The sequence below is a fragment of the Rhizobium sp. SG_E_25_P2 genome (genome assembly GCF_029892285.1).
Lineage (GTDB): Bacteria > Pseudomonadota > Alphaproteobacteria > Rhizobiales > Rhizobiaceae > Rhizobium_E.
The window spans coordinates 106,869-124,806 of sequence record NZ_JARXVM010000004.1 but is presented as its reverse complement, the minus strand read 5'-3'; the positions used below and the strand labels follow the sequence as shown (position 1 = coordinate 124,806).

The following is a 17,938-nucleotide window of genomic DNA, read 5'->3' as shown; positions in this document are numbered from 1 at the left end:
GGTCAGCGCTCGCCGCGCCGATAGGGTTGCATCAGCGCCTGGGGAACGCGCGCGCGCCGGGCCATGACCGCCAGCGCCGCAATCGACAGGATATAGGGGATCATCAGGAACAGTTGATAGGGCACCGCGCCGCCGAGCGTCGTCTGCAGCCTGAGCTGAAAGCCGTCGAAGAAAGCAAACAGCAGCGCGCCCAACAGCGCCCGCTCGGGCCGCCAGGACGAAAACACCACGAGCGCGATGCAGATCCAGCCACGCCCCTGCACCATGGTCGGGAAAAAGCTGTTGAAAGCCGACAGCGTCAGAAACGCTCCCGCCATGCCCATCAGGGCGCTGCCGGCGATGACGGCGCCATAACGCACCGCCATGGGATTGACGCCCTGCGCATCCGCCGCATGCGGATTTTCCCCCGTCATCCGGATCGCCAGCCCGAGCGGGGTGCGAAACAGCATATAGGCCAGCACGATTGCGAGAAGAATGGCGGCGTATGTGGGCGGCGTCTGGGAAAACAGCGCCGGTCCGATGAAGGGAATATCGCTCAGCCCGGGGATCGCAATCGGTTGAAATGGCTCGATCGTCGGCGGCGTGCCGGCGACCGGCACCATGAGGCGAAAGACGTAGTAACTGAAACTCGACGCAAACAGCGTGACGCCCAGGCCGGAGACATGCTGCGACAGGCCGAGCGTCACGGTCAGGCCGGCATGCAGCAGACCGAAGACGCCGCCGGCGATCCCCGCAATCAGGAATCCGGTCCAGAGATCGGCGCCGTTATAGACCGCGAGCCAGCCGATCATCGCGCCGAAGGTCATGATCCCCTCGATGCCCAGATTGAGCACGCCCGCTCGCTCGCACAGCAGCGCGCCGAGCGTACCGAGGATCAGGGGCGTCGCAATCCTGAGCACGGCGGCCCAGAGACCGGCGGAGGCGACGATGTCGAACAGCGCGCTCATCGGCGGATCCTGTATTGGGTGAAAAAGACGGCGATCAGCATGGTGAGCAGCGACAGCGCCACGATCACATCGGCGATATAGCTGGGGATGCCGAGGCTGCGGCTCATACCATCAGCGCCGACGAACATGGTGGCGGTGAACAGTCCGGCCAGCACGACGCCGAGCGGATTGAGATTGGCGAGCATGGCGACGACGATGCCAGAATAGCCATACCCCGGCGACAGATCCGTGGTCACGTAACCCTTGACGCCCATCACCTCGATTGCGCCCGCAAGACCCGCGAGCCCTCCCGACAGGCAGGCGACGATCACCAGCGTGCGTCCGAGCGGCACGCCGGCAAAGACCGCGCCTTGCGGATTGAGACCAGCCGCCCGCGACTGCATGCCGAACACCGTGCGCGACTGAACGAAATGCAGGACGAAGGCCAGCGCGATCGCAATCACCAGGCCGAGATGCAGCCGCGACCGCGACAAGAGCTTCGGCAGCATCGCCTGATCGGTGACCGATTGCGACTGCGGCCAGCCAAAGGCCATGGGATCCTTGAGCACCGTGTCGATCAGCATCGAGACGAAGAGGACTGCGACGAAATTCAGAAGCAGCGTCGTCACCACTTCATCGACCGAAAAGCGCAATCTCAGCCAGAGCGGCGCCAGCAGCAAGACCATGCCGGCAATGGCGCCGAAGACCAGCAAAAGAGGTATCTGAACGGCAGGATGCAGGTCGCCGAGAAGATGCGAACTCATCCATGCGACCGCGATGGCGCCGAGATAAAGCTGGCCTTCGCCGCCGATATTCCAGAGGCGGGCGCGAAACGCGACGGCTGCGGCAAGCCCGGTCAGAATCAGCGGCGCCGCGCGGGTCAGCGTCTCCGTGGCGGATAACCTGGAGCCATAGGCGCCCTTGAGGATCAACCAATAGGCCTCCAGAACCGGCGCGCCGGCAATCGCGATCAGCACGCCGGCGATCGCCATGGCGGCGGCGATGGCGATCAGCGGCGTTGCCACGACCAGCGCCAGCGGTCGGTGTTCACGGCGTTCAAACCGCATGCGCCACCTCACTCTCCCATTCGCCCGCCATCATCAGCCCGAGTTTTCGCGTCGATGCCTGTTCGGCGGAGATCGGCGGCGACAGCCTGCCGCCGACAATAGCCTGGATGCGATCGGCGAGCGCCATGACTTCGTCGAGATCTTCGGAAATCAACAGGACCGCCGCGCCCTGGCGGCGCGCCTCCAGAATGCGCGCATGTACAGCGGCGACCGCGCCTTCGTCGAGCCCGCGGGCCGGCTGCGCGGCAATCAGGATCTTCGGTCGTTCGATGAGATTGCGGCCCAGAATGAGCTTCTGCATATTGCCGCCCGACAACAGCCGGATGCGGCTGGTTGGCGAGCCTCCGCGCACGTCGAACTGGCTGATAATATCCTGTGCAAAAGCGGCGCCCGCCTTGCGGTCGACCAGACCGTTTTTCGAGAATTTCGACAGGCGTTCCAGAACAGCATTTTCCCAGATCGCCATTTCGCCGATCGCGCCGTCCTTGTTGCGATCTTCGGGGATGCGGCCAATACCAGCCGCGACCGCATCTGACACCGTCAGCCGTTCAACGGTCTGGCCGAACAGGAGGATGTCGCCTGACGTCCGGGGCAACGTTCCCGACAGCATCTGCGCCAGCTGCGCCTGACCATTGCCGGATACGCCGATGACGCCGAGAACCTCTCCGGCGCGCAGACGGAAATCCACCGCCTTGAGCTTGTCGACACCGCCCTGACGGATGGTGACGCCGACCGCCTCAAGCACGATCTCGCCCGGCGTCGAGGCCTCTCGGACCGGACGCGACACGCTGCGCCCGACCATCAGTTCGGCGAGTTCGGATTTGCTGGTCTCCGCCGCCTTGCGTTCGGCGACCAGCCGTCCACCGCGCAGCACGACGACGCGGTCGGCGGTGGACATCACTTCGTCGAGCTTGTGCGAAATGAAGATCAGCGACAGACCCTGGCGCGCCATGTCCTTGAGAATGGCGAACAGACGTTCCGCCTCGATCTGGGTCAGAACCGCGGTCGGCTCGTCGAGCACCAGAATGCGGGCGTCGTTATAAAGCGCCTTGAGGATCTCGACGCGCTGCTGCTCGCCGACCGAGAGATCGCCCAGCCGGGCGTCGGGATCGGTCTTCAGACCGAAGCGCTCGGAAATCGCCATCAGCTTGGCCCGGCCCTCGGCGCGTTTTGAGCCGAGCGACCACAGGCTTTCGGTTCCGGTCATGACGTTTTCGAGCACGGTCAGATTGGGGGCCAGCGAAAAATGCTGATGCACCATGCCGATGCCGGCGCGGATGGCATCGCGCGGCTTGCCCGGCGGCAGATCGCGACCGTCGATAAGGATATGGCCGCTGTCGGGCGTATAATGGCCGAACAGGATGCTCATCAGCGTGGTCTTGCCGGCGCCGTTTTCGCCGAGCAGCGCAACGATCTCGCCCCGACCCAGCGAAAGCGAAATATCGTCATTGGCAAGATTGTCGCCAAACCGCTTGCTGACGCCGACAATGTCGAGAACGGAAGCGCTCATGCGGTCAATCCTGCGATCGGGAAAGGATGCGTCCAGCGTTCATCCTGCTCCAGACGCGAGGCGAGACGCAAGAGCCTGTGATCGCCGCCCATCGGGGCCATCAATTGCACCGGCAGCGGCAATCCCCTGGCGTCGCGGCCGAAGGGCAGGGTCAGAGCCGGGAAGCCCGACGCGTTGGCCAGCGCTGCAAGCGGCGAAAACGCGGCCATGCGGTCGAAATGCAGATCCGTATCGGCGTGATCGCTGGGGAAAGAGCCGACCGGCAGCGGCGCGGACGACAGGATCGGCGTGAGCAGGCAATCGATCCCGTCGAACAGACGCCAGAGGTCGCGGCTGACGATGACCATGGCGTTGAAGCTGCGCCACACCGCGCCGGCGCTCATGCCGAGGCCGCGCTCAATCACAGCCTGGGTCAGCCGCTCGGTCTTGGTCGCGTCGAGATTAAACTGTGCGATCGTATCGGCGAGGTTGATGCAGACGATATCGACGAAGGCGCGCCGGCTGCTGGCCGCCGCCGCTTCAATCTGCGAAAACGAGATGGGGACGATGCGGTGGCCGTCCTGCTCCAGACAACGGGCGGCGTCTTCGATCGCCTGGGCGCGGTCCGGATCGGTGGGAAACTCGTCTCCGGTGTCGGTCAGGAGACCTATGCGCAGCGGCCCATCGCCGGGAGCAGCCAGCGCCACGGGTGGAAATGGCCCCCTCGCCTCGCCGGACAAGAGTGTAAGCATGGCGGCGCTGTCGCGCACCGAGCGGCAGATGGCGAGTTCGGTGGCCAGCCCCGCGAGATGATTGCCGAAATGCGGGCCGGCCGGCATTAGCCCCCGGCTAGGCTTCAAGCCGACGAGACCGCAGCAGGCGGAGGGCACGCGGATCGATCCGCCCGCGTCGGTGGCGTGCGCGATGCTGACAATGCCCGACGCGACCGCAGCTGCGGCTCCGCCAGAGGAGCCTCCGGCCGAGAGATCCGGCGCCAGCGGATTGCGGGCGATGGGACCGATGGCCGGTTCGCTGGCGAGCGACAGGCCGAATTCCGGGCTGGTGGTCAGGCCGAACAGACAGAAGCCCGCGCTCCGGTACCGTTCCGCAAGATCGGAATCAACAAAACCGCCGCGCCTCGCCATGAGCCGCGACCCGGCCGCCATCGGAAAGCCGGCAAAAGGGCCGCCAAGATCCTTGCCGAGCGTGGGAACGCCAGCGAAGGGCATGGCCGCACGTTCGGGAGAGGACAATGGCATCGCATCGACCGCCTGGGCGGCGGCAAGGCCTTTGCCGTCGTCGCGATAGGCGATGGAACCCAGATCGGCAGCCCTATCGGCTGCCGAGAGGCAAGCCCGCATCGCCTCGACAGAGGCGAGGCGACCATTTGCGATCGCCTCCGCGAGGCTGGTGGCGTCTTCCTGCATGATCAAGGCTTACTTGGGCTCGTCCATGATCCGGGGAACTTCAAAGGCGCCGGACTTGATGTCCGTGCGCACCTTCTCCATCGCCGCCTCGGCGTCGGCGGGAGCTACGCCCTTGACGTAAACGATGTCGCTGCCGCCTTCCTTCATCAGACCGTAAGCGGTGTAATCGCGACCGGTCGGCTTGCCGGCGGCGATATCGGCGAGCGCGGCGTTGAGGATCGGGCGGAAATTCCACAGCGCATTGGCGAACACCGTATCAGGATAACGCGGCGTGTAATCGATCAGCGAACCGACCGACTTGATGCCGCGCTCCTTGGCGGCGTCAGCGGTGCCGATGCGTTCGCCGAACAGGATGTCGGCGCCGGCGTCGATCTGCGCCAGACCCGCTTCGCGCGCCTTAGGCGGATCAAAGAAGGTGCCGATGAAGGTGACCAGATGCTTGGCGTCCGGATTGACCGCCTTCACGCCCGCCGCAAAGGCGTTGATCAGCATGTTGACTTCCGGGATCGGCATGGCGCCGACCGAACCGACCACATTCGACTTGGTCATCTTGCCGGCTAGCATGCCGGCGAGATAGGCGCCGTCAAAATTCCAGGTGCCGAACACGCCGAAATTCTTGCCGGCTTCCTTGCCGCTCGACCCCATCACGAAGGCGGTCTCGGGATAGTCAGCCGCCACTTCACGAGCCTGCTTTTCGACCGGGAAGGTTTCGCCGATGATCAGCTTTGCGCCCTGTTCGGCATATTCGCGCATGGCGCGCGGATAATCGGTGCCGGATACGCCTTCGGAAAACACATATTCGATCGCGCCTTCCTTGGCGGCGTCCTGCATTGCCTTATGCAGCACCGAGTTCCAGGCGTTTTCAACCGGCGAACCGTGAATGCCGGCGACCTTGATCGGTTCGGCGGCGCGCACGGAGGGAATGAAGGAGGATGCGCCGAGCGCGAGGCCCGAGGCGAGCACAGAGCGACGCGACAGTTTGAATTGGCTAGACATTTTGTGGTTCCCCATTTTTTACCAATTGGTAGAAATTGTTAATGGTGGCCCAAAAATGTGTCAAGGCGATTAGCTGGTGATTTTTTAGTCAGCCATACTGCCTCATCAAATTCTCCGCGTTTGCCGAGCTCAGGCTCCCCGCTCGGCGATGTCGGACAAGAGACGCAATCCCTCTTCACGGACGAGGTCGGAAATCTGCAGCAATTGTGTGCCCAGAGGGTTGCTCTTGCGCCAGACCATGCCCACCATCCGTGATGGGCTGGGGTCGCTGAGACGGGCGATCGAGACCGCCGCCGACCGGGTGTCGATGGCCACCGCCATCTGCGGAATGAGCGTGATGCCAATTCCCGCGCCAACCATCTGCACCAAGGTCGAAAGCGAACTCCCCTCCATCAGATCGCGCGGCGCGGGCGGCGCGATATCGCAGAAGGATAGAGCCTGGTCACGGAAACAATGCCCCTCCTCAAGAAGCAGGAGACGCATTTCGCGCAGAGCCTGCGGATTGGGGACGGGCTTGACGGCATCGTCCAGCGACCGCACCAGCACGAACTCTTCCTCGAACAATGGCGTTTCGGTCAGGGAAGGCTCCGACACCGGCAGCGCGACGATGGCCGCGTCCAGTTTACCGTCGCCGAGATCGGCAATGAGCCGCTGCGTCACCGTTTCGCGCGGACGGACGTCGAGATCCGGATAGCGCTTCGCAAGCGCCTTGATCAACGCTGGCAACAGATAGGGCGCGACGGTGGGGATCACCCCGAGTCGCAATTCCCGCATGAAATCACCGTTCGCGCCGCGGGTAAGATTGGCGATTTCATCCACCGAGGTGAGAACATCGCGGGCCCGGGCCGCCACCGTCTCGCCGAGCGCCGTCAACCGGATCTGCCGCGCGCCGCGTTCAACCAACGGCGCGCCGAGCAATTCCTCAAGTTCCTTGATCTGCACCGACAAAGCCGGCTGGGTCACGGCGCAATCGGCGGCCGCCCGCCCGAAATGACCGTGACGCGCCAGGGCGTCGAAATATCTGAGATGTCTCATCGAAAGGTTCGTCATTAGTTTTTCCTATCGCGATCTTTAGAAAATGCAATTATATTTTATGACTGCGATGATGTAGAAGAAGTTCACGGGTTGAGGGACCCGACAACAGAACGGGCGGCTGCGGCACTCCCAGGCAGCACGAAGGGAAGGAAAACGACATGAACGAACATCCGAAAATCGTCGGCAAATGTCCGGTCGCGCATGGCGGCCATACCTCACGCCAGACGACCAACACCGACTGGTGGCCGAATGCGCTCAATCTCGACATCCTGCATCAGCATGACGTCAAGACCAATCCGCTGGGCAAGAATTTCAATTACCGCGAAGAGCTGAAGACGCTCGATGTGGAAGCGCTCAAGGCCGATGTGCGGGCGCTCGTCACCGACAGCCAGGATTGGTGGCCCGCCGACTGGGGTAGCTATGTGGGCATGTTCGCCCGCACCGCCTGGCATTCCGCCGGCTCCTACCGCGTGACCGATGGCCGCGGCGGCGGCGGCACCGGCAACCAGCGTTTTGCCCCGCTCAATTCCTGGCCGGATAACGTCAACACCGACAAGGGCCGCCGTCTGCTGTGGCCGATCAAGAAGAAGTACGGCAACAAGATCAGCTGGGCCGACCTCATCATGCTCGCCGGCACGATCGCCTATGATGTCGCCGGGCTCAAGACCTTCGGCTTCGCCTTCGGCCGCGAAGATATCTGGCATCCGGAAAAGGACACCTATTGGGGTGACGAGAAGGAATGGCTGGCGCCCAGCGACGGCCGCTACGGCGATGTGACCAAGCCGGATACGCTGGCCAATCCGCTCGCGGCCGTGCAGATGGGCCTCATCTATGTCAATCCGGAAGGCGTGAACGGCAAGTCCGATCCGCTGGCGACGGCGGCGATGATGCGCGAAACCTTCGCCCGCATGGGCATGGACGATGCTGAAACCGTAGCGCTGACCGCAGGCGGTCACACTGTCGGCAAGACCCATGGCAATGGCGCGGCGACCAATCTCAGCCCCGACCCGGAAACGGCTGATCCGGAATTCCAGGGTCTCGGCTGGATGAATGTCAACGGCCGCGGCATCGGTCGCGACACAGTGGTCAGCGGCCTCGAAGGCGCCTGGACCACCCATCCGACCCAGTGGGACAACGGCTTCTTCGAAATGCTGTTCAAGCATGACTGGGAGCTGCGCAAGAGCCCGGCTGGCGCGATGCAGTGGGAGCCGGTCAACATCGCGGAAGAAGACAAGCCCGTCGATGTCGAGGATCCGTCGATCCGTCACAATCCGATGATGACCGACGCCGACATGGCGCTGAAGGTCGACCCGATCTATCGGGAGATCTCGCTGCGCTTCATGAACGACTTCGACGCGTTCTCCGACGCCTTTGCCCGCGCCTGGTTCAAGCTGACCCATCGCGACATGGGTCCGAAGACCCGCTATATCGGTCCGGACGTTCCGGCCGAGGATCTGATCTGGCAGGACCCAACCCCCGCCGGTCGCAGCGATTACGACGTCGCAGCCGTCAAGGCGAAGATTGCCGCTTCCGGTCTTTCGGTTGCGGACCTCGTCTCCACCGCCTGGGACAGCGCCCGCACCTATCGCGGCTCAGACATGCGCGGCGGCGCCAACGGCGCCCGTATTCGCCTGGCTCCGCAGAAGGACTGGGCCGGCAATGAGCCTGCGCGTCTCGCCTCGGTTCTGGCGGCTCTTGAGCCGATCGCCGCTGAGACCGGCGCCAGCATCGCCGACGTCATCGTTCTCGCCGGCAATGTCGGCGTCGAACAGGCCGCCAAGGCCGCCGGCGTCGCTCTCGAACTGCCCTTCGCTCCGGGCCGCGGCGACGCGAGCCAGGATCAGGTGGATGTCGACTCGTTCAGCTATCTCGAACCGCTGGCCGATGGCTTCCGCAACTGGCAGAAGCAGGACTATGTGGTCAGCCCCGAGGAAATGCTGCTCGACCGCGCCCAACTGATGGGCCTCAGCGCGCCGGAAATGGTGGCGTTGATCGGCGGCATGCGTGCAATCGGCGCGAACTATGGCGGCGCCAAGCACGGCGTCTTCACGGATCGCGAAGGCGCGTTGACGACCGACTTCTTCGTGAACCTGACGGACATGGCCTACACCTGGGTTCCGACCGGCGACAATCTCTACGAGATCCGTGACCGCAAGACCGGCGCGGTGAAGTGGACGGCGACACGCGTCGATCTGGTGTTCGGCTCGAACTCCATCCTGCGCGCCTATGCCGAAGTCTACGCCCAGGACGACAGCAAGGAGAAGTTCGTGCACGACTTCGCCGCCGCCTGGACCAAGGTGATGAACGCCGACCGCTTCGATCTGGCGTAATCGGCGACCAGCCATAGCCTGACAACAAACGGCCCTCTTTCCGGATTGGAAAGAGGGCCGTTTTCATTGAGCGGCTCGTTTTTGGACTGCTGACTGATCTGCCCGGCAAAGCCGAGATGCGGCCGTTACGCCGGCGCGTATTCGTTTGCCGAAAACAGGTGATGATGCACCTTGCCGGTGAACATCTTGAGAAGCTCTCCGGTCACCGCGCGGCTTTCGACGCGAACGTCGGAAGCCAGCGCCTGCTCGACGGCGGCCATGTCGGGATAACGGATCGCGAGCGCCATGGCGTAGACGGGCGCGCCCTCGTCACGGTCGAGCCCATCGAGAACGCGGATCTCTTCTGCGCCGGGAAAGCGTGTCCAGAGCGGCACGAGCTTCTCCTTGACGAAGGCGCGGAACTCTTCTTCCATGCCGGCATGGATCTCGCCCTCGAAAAGGGCATAGCGAATAATCATGACATATCCTGAGAAATACGGCCCTGGGCCGGTTGGGAAGAGGCCCGGGCGATGCGACGTCGCCCGGACCGTCGAGGCTTAGACGCCCCAGACCTTCTTGTAGGCGTCGCGATAGCCGTTGTCGGGATCGAAGGTGTTCTTCGGGCCGCCATCGAATTCGACATTATCAGAGGTCACCACATGCAGCGGCGACACATAACCCGACCAGCCCTCGCCAGCGAAAGCGCGGTTCAGTTCGTCGACCAACTGCCAGCCCTGCAGATTGAGCGGCTCGGCCACCGTGACCTTCTGATACTGCTTGGCGCGGATGCGCTGATAGGCGCTTTCCGAGCCGTCGCCGGCAGCGACATTGATCGGCGCCCCGTCGCCGGGAATGCCCGCGCCCGACAGAGCCGGCCCCATGAAGTCGAAATAGAGATCGTTGATCGCCAGCGAATGCGTCCAGGCGGCGCCGTATTTCTGCAGAAGCGCCACAGTCAGCTGCGGCATACGCTGCGAGGTCTCAGCAATCGGCGTATCGACATATTCGAGCACCGTTCCACCGAGCTTTTCGATCTCTTCCTTCATGCGGTCGGCCTTGGCGATGGCGATGGCGTAGGTCGAGTCGGTAAAGATGATCACGCCCGGCTTGCCGCCGGCGTCGACATAGGCGTAATTCGCGGCAGCCTTAGAGACTTCCATGGCGTCGGTGGTGACATTGGCGAAGACGCCGACTTCCGGAACCGGACCGACTGCGGAAGCGGCATGCCAGGACACCATCGGGATCTTGGCGGCCTTCGCCTGTTCCATCGCCGGCGCCTGTTCGACGGCGTCGAAGCCATTGATGATGATGCCGTTCGGCGAGAGCGCCATAGCCTGGCCGAAGGCGGCCGTGCGGGCGTCGATCGAGCCTGCGCCGTCCAGCACGGTCACGGTCCAACCGATTGCGGTTGCGGCTTCCTGAATACCGTTGACGACGCCGAGCTGGCCGCCATTCTTCATGTCCCCCACGAGAATGACGATATTCTTGCCGGTCTGGGCCTTGGGACCGGTGGTCGGGCCATCCCATTTGTCGACCTTGGTGGCGTATTTTTCGACGACGGCCTTGGCGTCCGTCATCGGATCCGCCAGCGCGGGAAGCGCCGCGGCGAGTGCGAGCGTGGCGACGCCGGCCTTCAGAAATGTTCTACGATTCATGGTTTCCTCCTCCTGTTGATGATGCACGGCCTCCTCAGACCGCGGGTTTTGATGGTTCCGGCGCGCGCTTGATCACCGCGCCTTTCTTGCGTTGCGCGTAGCCGGCAATGCCGATGGCGACGAGAAGCGTGACGCCGTTGAACAACGGCTCCACAAAGAAAGCGCCGCCCATCTGCTGGATGCCGGAGATCCCGACCGCGAGGATCGCAACGCCAACGAGCGTGCCCCAGACATTGACGCGGCCCGGCTTGATGGTGGTCGAGCCCAGAAAGGCGCCGACCAGCGCTGGCAGCAGATATTCGAGACCGACGCTCGCCTGGCCGATGCGCAGTTTCGAGGCGAGCAACACGCCGGCGAGCGCCGACAGGAAGCCTGACGAAATGAAGGCGCCGATGACGAATTTGCGGACCGGAATTCCGTTGAGCGCCGCCGCCTTGGGATTGGCGCCGATGGCGTAGACGTAACGTCCGATCGGCAAATATTCGAGCACGATATAGAGCAGCGCGGCCAGCGCCAGCACATAGAAGCCGGTGATCGGCAGGCCGAGCACCATGGTGCCGTTCAGCGCATAGAAGCCTTCCGGAAGCATGCCCACGACCTGGCGGCCGCCGGTATGCCAGAGCGCGATGGCGTAAAGCACCGTGCCAGTGCCGAGGGTTGCGATGAAAGAGTCGATCTTGGCGACTTCGACCAGCAGCCCGTTCAGGAAACCGCAGATGACGCCGAGCGACAGCACGATCAGCACCGCGACCGGCCAGGGCAGCCCAAACATGGTCTGCAGCGAAATCGCCAGCACGTGCCAGAGAACGATGCCATAGCCGATGGTCAGGTCGATGCGACCGGCCGCCATGGGGATCATCGCCGCCAGCGCCAGGATGGCGATGATCGCCTTATTCGAAATGATCGAACGCAGGTTGAGAAGCGTGGGGAACGTCGTCGGCAACATCAGCGAAAAGATCAGGATCAGCGCGAGCGTCAGGATCACCAGGCCATAGACCGGCAGCAGGCGCATCACTTTCTCGCCGAAGGTCAGGCCGCGCATCTCGCTGCGCGTCGGCTCGAGCGCGGTGGATTGAATGGATTGCATGATGGTTACTCCTCGCTCGCGGTCAGGCCGCTTCGGATGCCGATGCGGCGGCGATGACGGATTGGACGGACAGTTGATCGCCGCTCAATTCGCGGACGATGGCCCCGCGCGAGAAAACCAGCGCGCGGTGGCAGATATGGGCGATTTCCTCGAAATCGGTGGAGACCACGATCACCGCCAGCCCAGTTTCGAGCGCGCGGGCGATCAGTCGGTAGATATCGGCCTTGGCGCCGACATCGACGCCGGCAGTCGGATCCTCGGCGATCAGCAGCTTGCGTCCGGTCGCCAGCCAGCGGCCGACGATCACCTTCTGCTGATTGCCGCCCGACAGAGCCTCGATGGCGAGATCGGGATCGTTGGGACGAAGACCGACGGACGCGCCGATTTCGCGCGCTTTGTCCGCCTCCCGACGCGGCGACAGGAAGGAGAACAGTCCCCTGCCGGCTGCGCCCGGATTGATGAAGGTGTTTTCGCGGATCGACAGCGACATTGCCGCCGATTCCTCGGTGCGGTCGCGGGCAATCAGGCCGACCCCCGAATGCATGGCCGCAATCGACGAGGAGAGATCCGGCGTCTCGCCATGAACAGTAACATCGCCGGAAAAAGGTTCTGCGCCGAACAGGGCCCGGCCGACAAGTTCATGGCCCGCGCCGCGAAGGCCGACAAGACCGAGCAATTCGCCGCGGCGAACATCGAAACTCACCGGCGCGCCACCCTCGCAGACGAGGTCGCGGATGCGGACTACTGGCTCGGCGGCTACAGTGCCCGCCTTGAAGAACAGTTCGGTCGCAGGCCTGCCGACGATCATTTCGATCAGTTCGGAGGGATTAGTGTCGCTGACGGCCTTTTGGCCGACGAGCTTGCCATCGCGCAGAACCGCCACGCGGTCGGCGATGCGGAACACTTCGTCGAGACGATGCGACACATAGATCATGCTGACGCCGCGCGCCTTGAGCGGGCGGATGGCGGCGAACAGCCGCTCCACCTCATCGGCCGGCAGGCTGGCGGTCGGCTCGTCGAGAACGAGAATATCTGCCTCGACGGCAAGGGCGCGGGCGATGGCGACGAGCGATTTCTCCGTGCGGCTCAGCTGCGAGACGCGTGTCGAGGGATCGAAGGTGCAGCCGACCAGCCGTAGAGCCTCAAGCGCCCTCGCCTCGGTCGCTTTCCAGTCAATCACGCCGGAGCGCATCGAAAAGCCCTGGGCGAGACCGACATTTTCGCCGACCGTCATCCATTCGATGAGACCGAGATCCTGATGGATGAAGGCCACCGGCTGGCGCTCGTTCGGCTTGGGCGGGCGATGATGATAGGCCGCGCCGCGAAAGCGGATCTCGCCTTCGTCTGGCTTGTAAATTCCTGCGAGCGTCTTGATGAGCGTGGATTTGCCCGCGCCGTTTTCGCCGAGCAGCGCGACGATCTCGCCCTCTCTCAGATCGAGCGAGACGGAACTCAGCGCGCGCGTGCCGCCGAAAATCTTGGTGATGGAGCGGAACTCCAGCAATGCCTTGTCAGTCAACGGCGCTCCTCCCAAAGTACCGCAAGTGAAGTCATGTTAGCGATATCACAGAGTTGTAGTCAAGCCCCTATCGGGCCGGCGAACGGAAAAACAATGATCAGATCAGGTAAAATCGCCATCCAGAAGGCGCATGGCCTCGGCGGAATCTTTCGGCCCAAGCCCGGCCGCGCAGAGCAGACGGTTGACCTCAACGACCTGGGCGGTCATCGGCAGGGGCACGCCTGTTTTCAGCGCAAACGCCTGCAGGGAATTCAGGTCTTTCAGCATATTGTCGATGCGGCCGGTCGGGCTGTAATCGCGGGCGGCGAATTTCGCCATGAATTCCTGCATGATACGGTTGTCGGCCCGGCCGCCCGCAAGCGCCGCCGGGATCTGGCTCGCATCCACGCCGCCCGCTTCGGCGAGCTTCACCGCCTCCGCCACCGCCTGGAACATCACGCCGCAGAACAACTGGTTGATCAGCTTGACGGTCTGTCCGGCGCCGGAAGGCCCCATCAGCGTATAATTGGCCGCGAGATGGCGCATCACGTCGCGGGCGCGCTCGAAATCTTCGGCCGCGCCGCCCGCCATGATCGTCAGCCGGCCGGCAAGCGCGCCGGGCGCGCCGCCCGACAGCGGGCAATCCACCCAGGCCATGCCCGTATCCGCCTTCAGTTGCGCTGACATCTGTGCCGTATCGACCGGATCGATCGACGACATATCAATCAGAAGCTTATCGGCCGAAGCGCCTTCGGCAACGCCATTCCGGCCAAAGACCGCCGCGCGCACGATCGCGGCGCTGTTGAGGCTGAGGATGGTGAAATCGGCTGCGCGCGTCGCGACCGCAGCCGTTTCGGCGGCGACCGCGCCATCTGCGACCAGCGCACCGACCTTGGTTGCATCGAGGTCGAAGACATGAACCTGATGCCCTGTCTCCAGCAGCCTGCGGGTGATGGCCGATCCCATGATCCCTGCCCCGATCAACGCCACTGCTGTTTTTTTACCGTCCGACATCATGTCCTCCCTCGTTCCGCTTCAGGCTGCGGATTGCCTGATTTCATCCAGCGCCCGCGCCACGATCTCCTCCGGCGCAAGCGCAATATCGATGGTCACGACACCCTCTTCCCCGCTGGGATCTTCGAGCGTCGCCAGTTGCGAGGTCAAGAGCGAGGCCGGCATGAAATGGCCTGGCCGCGTCGACATTCTCGCATGCAAAAGCGCCTGATCTCCCTTGAGAAACACAAAGCGTACATGCCCTGGAGCGGCCGCCCTCAGGCGATCGCGATAGATTTTTTTCAGCGCCGAGCAGGACGCCACCACCGGCTGGCCACCCTCAAGGCGAGCCGACATCTGCGCCGCAATACGGTCGAGCCAGGGAAACCGGTCCGCATCCGTCAGCGGCGTGCCCGCCGACATCTTGGCGATGTTTTCAGCCGGATGCAGCGCGTCGCCCTCGATGAAGGCGCCGTCCAGCTTACCAGCCAGCATCTCGCCGATGGAGGACTTGCCGCAACCCGAAACACCCATAACCACGACGGCCATGGCTTCAGAGGCAGGTGGTGATGCCGCCATCGACATAGAGCATGTGTCCGTTGACGAATGAGGATGCGGGGCTTGCGAGAAACACGGCGGCGCCGATCAGCTCCTCGACATCGCCCCAACGGCCGGCAGGGGTGCGCTTTTCAAGCCAGCCGGAAAATTCAGGATTATCCACCAGCGCCTGATTCAGCGGCGTCTTGAAATAGCCGGGACCGATGCCGTTGATCTGCAGGCCGTGCTTTGCCCAATCGGCGCACATGCCGCGCGTCAGGTTCTTCACCGCGCCCTTGGTCGCGGTGTAGGGCGCGATTGACGGGCGGGCGAGCTCGCTCTGCACCGAACCGATATTGATGATCTTGCCACGACCGCGCGTGATCATATGCCGGGCCACCGCCTGGCCGGTGTAGAAGACGCTGGAGATATTTGTTCTCAGCAGCTCATCCCATTTGTCGGCGGGAAAATCCTCAAGCGGCGCGCGAAACTGCATGCCGGCATTGTTGATGAGAATGTCGATCGGACCGATTTCGGCCTCGATCGCATCGATAGCGGAGGCCACGCTTGGGCTCGTCACATCGAAAACCCGGCCATGCGCCTCATAGCCCTTATCCCCAAGCGAGGCGACCGCGCGGTCAACCTTCTCGGCGCCGCGGCCATTGATGACGACGCGCGCGCCATGCGCAGCAAGCCCTTCCGCCAAAGCCAGGCCGATGCCCTGGCTAGAGCCGGTGACGACGGCAAGCGCGCCGCCAAGATTGAACAAATCGGACATGAAACTCCTCCTCACCTGTCGCCGAACCGGATTTTTCCCTCATCCCGTTCCGCTTGACCATCCCTTGCGAGGCGGCCTTGACATGGCGATACGAGTTATATGATATCGCTAACATGCGCAAGACGGCGCACACAGAAAAACGGGAGGACGCCATGAACACGCAAAATATTCTCATGATGGGAGCCTATCCCCAGTGGGATATGGAAGATCTCGAACAGCGCTATACGCTGTTCAAAGTCTGGGAAGCCGACGATCGCGATGCGCTGATCGCCTCAGCCGCAAGCTCGGTGCGGGCCATCGCCACACGCGGCGAACTCGGCGCTTCGGCGGAGCTGATGTCGAAGCTGCCGAATCTCGAAATCGTGTCCTGCTACGGCGTCGGCACCGACGCCATCGATCTCGCTTACGCCAAGAGCCGCGGGATTCGCGTGACCAATACGCCCGACGTGCTGACCGGCGATGTGGCCGATATCGCCATCGGGCTCAGCCTGGCTATCGCCCGGCAAATCCGCGAAGGGCATGACTATGTGCTGTCGGGGCAATGGGCCAAAGCCAATATGGGTCTGGTGACCCGCTTCTTCGGCAAGAAAGTCGGCATTGCAGGCATGGGCCGCGTCGGCGCCGCCACCGCCAAGCGCGCCGCCGGTTTCGATTGCGAAATCCGCTATTTCGACACCCAGGCGCGCGACGACCTGCCCTGGGATTTCGAGCCTGATCTCAAGGCGCTTGCGGCCTGGTCGGATTTCCTGATCGTAACGATCGCCGGCGGCCCTTCGACCTTTGGCATTATCAACGCCGATGTTCTCGCAGCGCTCGGCCCGGACAGCTATCTCATCAATGTCTCGCGCGGCACCACAGTCGACGAGCCCGCGCTGCTCGAGGCCTTGGAAAACAAGGTGATCAGGGGCGCAGCGTTGGATGTCTTCCACAATGAGCCCCGCATCGATCCGCGCTTTCTGGCGCTGCCGAATGCATTGCTTCAGCCGCATCACGCCTCCGGCACTGTGGAAACCCGCAAGGCGATGGGCCAGCTCGTGCGCGACAATCTCGCCGCGCATTTCGCCGGCAAGCCGTTGATCACACCGGTGGTTTGAGGAGCGACGACATGAAAGCCATCGTCATTCACGCCGCCCGCGATCTGCGCGTCGAGGATCGTCCGCTTGAAACGGCAGGCGCCGGTCAGGTCGAGATCACGCTTGAGGCCGGCGGCATCTGCGGCTCCGATTTGCATTACTTCAATCATGGCGGTTTTGGCGCGGTGCGCCTGCGCGAGCCGATGATTCTCGGCCATGAGGTGGCGGGGCGCGTCGCGAGCCTCGGCGCCGGCGTCTCCGGCCTCGCGGTCGGCGACCGCGTCGCGGTTTCGCCGAGCCGGCCCTGCAACAGCTGCCGATATTGCCTCAAGGGCCAGCAGAACCAGTGCCTCAACATGCGCTTTTACGGCTCGGCCATGCCGTTTCCGCATATCCAGGGCGCGTTCCGCCAGCAGTTGATTGCCGAAGCCTGGCAGTGCCACCGAATCGAAGAGGGCGTATCGATCCATGAAGCGGCGATGGCCGAGCCTTTCGCCGTCTGCCTGCACGCCGTCAATCGCGCCGGCAGCCTTCTGGGGAAACGTGTTCTGGTGACCGGCTGCGGCCCGATCGGTTCTCTGGCGATCATCGCGGCGCGCGCGCATGGCGCCCGTGAAATCGTCGCAACCGATGTCGCCGACGGCGTGCTCGCGCTGGCGGCGAAAATCGGCGCCGATCGCACGATCAATGTCGCCGAACGGCCCGAGGATCTCGCCGCCTATGATGGCGTCGACAAGGGCACATTCGACGTGATGTTCGAAGCCTCGGGCAATGAACGCGCCGTGCGCGCGGGGCTGGAAGCGTTGGCGCCACGCGGCGTTCTGGTGCAACTGGGTCTCGGCGGCGATATCTCGCTGCCGCAGAACATGGTCGTGTCCAAGGAAATCGAGATTCGCGGCGCGTTCCGCTTCCATGAAGAGTTCGGCCTCGCGGTCGATCTCATCAATAAGAAGCGCGTCGATCTCAAGCCGCTGCTAACGGGTGTCCTGCCGCTCGACGAAGCCCAGCAAGCCTTTGAGCTCGCAAGCGATCGGTCCCGCTCGATGAAGGTGCAGATCGCCTTCTGAT

At 63.4% G+C, this 17,938-nt stretch carries 16 protein-coding genes; 3 read left to right on the top strand and 13 right to left on the bottom strand.

Annotated features, from left to right (window positions below):
• Positions 1-2 precede the first annotated feature (2 nt).
• From M2360_RS08070 to M2360_RS08045, 6 genes are all read right to left on the bottom strand, one after another.
• Positions 3-947, bottom strand: coding sequence for an ABC transporter permease (locus tag M2360_RS08070; RefSeq protein ID WP_280774263.1), 945 nt, complete (start codon positions 945-947; stop codon positions 3-5).
• On the bottom strand, positions 944-1,993 hold the full coding sequence (locus M2360_RS08065; RefSeq protein ID WP_280774261.1) for an ABC transporter permease: 1,050 nt from the start codon (positions 1,991-1,993) through the stop codon (positions 944-946). The genes M2360_RS08070 and M2360_RS08065 overlap by 4 nt, the downstream gene beginning before the upstream one ends.
• Positions 1,983-3,503 carry an ABC transporter ATP-binding protein gene (locus M2360_RS08060; RefSeq protein ID WP_280774259.1) on the bottom strand — a complete coding sequence of 507 codons (1,521 nt, stop codon included), beginning with the start codon at positions 3,501-3,503 and terminating at the stop codon, positions 1,983-1,985. Before M2360_RS08060 ends, M2360_RS08065 begins: the two co-directional genes overlap by 11 nt.
• Positions 3,500-4,909: an amidase gene (locus M2360_RS08055; protein ID WP_280774257.1), complete on the bottom strand. Its 1,410-nt coding sequence runs from the start codon at positions 4,907-4,909 to the stop codon at positions 3,500-3,502. The genes M2360_RS08060 and M2360_RS08055 overlap by 4 nt, the downstream gene beginning before the upstream one ends.
• A gap of 9 nt (positions 4,910-4,918) precedes the next feature.
• A complete protein-coding gene (locus tag M2360_RS08050; protein WP_280774255.1) occupies positions 4,919-5,905 on the bottom strand; it encodes a BMP family protein in 987 nt (328 codons plus the stop codon).
• Positions 5,906-6,034: 129 nt separating this feature from the next.
• On the bottom strand, positions 6,035-6,955 hold the full coding sequence (locus M2360_RS08045; protein WP_280774254.1) for a hydrogen peroxide-inducible genes activator: 921 nt from the start codon (positions 6,953-6,955) through the stop codon (positions 6,035-6,037).
• A 143-nt stretch (positions 6,956-7,098) separates the two neighbouring features.
• Here M2360_RS08045 and katG point away from each other — a divergent pair, with 143 nt between their 5' ends.
• Complete coding sequence (gene katG / locus M2360_RS08040; protein ID WP_280774252.1) at positions 7,099-9,270, top strand: catalase/peroxidase HPI; 2,172 nt, start codon at positions 7,099-7,101, stop codon at positions 9,268-9,270.
• A 125-nt stretch (positions 9,271-9,395) separates the two neighbouring features.
• Here the strand turns inward: katG and M2360_RS08035 are convergent, their stop codons facing one another.
• The 7 genes from M2360_RS08035 to M2360_RS08005 form a co-directional block, all read right to left on the bottom strand.
• Positions 9,396-9,728 carry a hypothetical protein gene (locus tag M2360_RS08035; RefSeq protein ID WP_280774251.1) on the bottom strand — a complete coding sequence of 111 codons (333 nt, stop codon included), beginning with the start codon at positions 9,726-9,728 and terminating at the stop codon, positions 9,396-9,398.
• Between the two features lie 78 nt (positions 9,729-9,806).
• The gene (locus tag M2360_RS08030; protein WP_280774249.1) at positions 9,807-10,904 is read right to left on the bottom strand and encodes a substrate-binding domain-containing protein; all 1,098 of its coding nucleotides are present in this window, start codon (positions 10,902-10,904) and stop codon (positions 9,807-9,809) included.
• A gap of 34 nt (positions 10,905-10,938) precedes the next feature.
• On the bottom strand, positions 10,939-11,991 hold the full coding sequence (locus M2360_RS08025; RefSeq protein ID WP_280774248.1) for an ABC transporter permease: 1,053 nt from the start codon (positions 11,989-11,991) through the stop codon (positions 10,939-10,941).
• A 22-nt stretch (positions 11,992-12,013) separates the two neighbouring features.
• A complete protein-coding gene (locus M2360_RS08020; RefSeq protein ID WP_280774246.1) occupies positions 12,014-13,510 on the bottom strand; it encodes a sugar ABC transporter ATP-binding protein in 1,497 nt (498 codons plus the stop codon).
• A 102-nt stretch (positions 13,511-13,612) separates the two neighbouring features.
• The gene (locus tag M2360_RS08015; RefSeq protein WP_280774245.1) at positions 13,613-14,503 is read right to left on the bottom strand and encodes an NAD(P)-dependent oxidoreductase; all 891 of its coding nucleotides are present in this window, start codon (positions 14,501-14,503) and stop codon (positions 13,613-13,615) included.
• A gap of 21 nt (positions 14,504-14,524) precedes the next feature.
• Positions 14,525-15,031, bottom strand: coding sequence for a gluconokinase (locus M2360_RS08010; protein ID WP_280774243.1), 507 nt, complete (start codon positions 15,029-15,031; stop codon positions 14,525-14,527).
• 4 nt (positions 15,032-15,035) lie between these two features.
• The gene (locus tag M2360_RS08005) at positions 15,036-15,797 is read right to left on the bottom strand and encodes an SDR family oxidoreductase (protein WP_280774242.1); all 762 of its coding nucleotides are present in this window, start codon (positions 15,795-15,797) and stop codon (positions 15,036-15,038) included.
• A 152-nt stretch (positions 15,798-15,949) separates the two neighbouring features.
• Here M2360_RS08005 and M2360_RS08000 point away from each other — a divergent pair, with 152 nt between their 5' ends.
• Entirely contained in the window at positions 15,950-16,891 is a 942-nt protein-coding gene (locus M2360_RS08000; protein WP_280774241.1) for a 2-hydroxyacid dehydrogenase, read from the top strand.
• Positions 16,892-16,902: 11 nt separating this feature from the next.
• Positions 16,903-17,937, top strand: a complete 1,035-nt coding sequence (locus tag M2360_RS07995) for an L-idonate 5-dehydrogenase (protein ID WP_280774239.1) — start codon at positions 16,903-16,905, stop codon at positions 17,935-17,937.
• Position 17,938 lies beyond the last annotated feature (1 nt).